General features: G+C 48.8%; 1 protein-coding gene. It reads right to left on the bottom strand.

Features of this window, described 5'->3' with window-relative positions; genetic code table 11:
* Nucleotides 1-340, bottom strand: a 340-nt coding sequence (locus DWZ61_RS12515) for a transposase (protein ID WP_243026417.1), incomplete at both ends; no start/stop codon positions are given.

Genomic DNA, 340 nt, shown 5'->3' with positions numbered 1-340 from the left:
CCGAAGAGGCGCTCTACGGTCTCTTTCCGTTGCGCATACACTTCCTTCATCCCAATCGTATGCCGGATATCCTCACACTTTTCCATGTACGGCTCCCAGATATGCCGGGTCACTACCTTCACATGATCCCTGCTTTCTGTGCACTGCTTCAGATATGGACATCCTTCACAGACGATTCCGCAGCTCTTGTATTCCCGGTATCCGGAACGGTTCGTCGTATGATAAGCCAGCACCTGATCATTCGGGCATACATAGCAGTCAAAATATTCATCATACACATACTCGGCTTTTTTGAAAAAACCATCTTTGGTCATGGGGCGTTTATACGGCAGAAGCGGTG

Origin of the sequence: Clostridium sp. AF34-10BH (assembly GCF_003478095.1) — a bacterium.
Lineage (GTDB): Bacteria > Bacillota > Clostridia > Lachnospirales > Lachnospiraceae > Acetatifactor > Acetatifactor acetigignens.
Note: the sequence above shows the minus strand (reverse complement) of the source record. Positions and strands in the feature narration are given on the sequence as shown.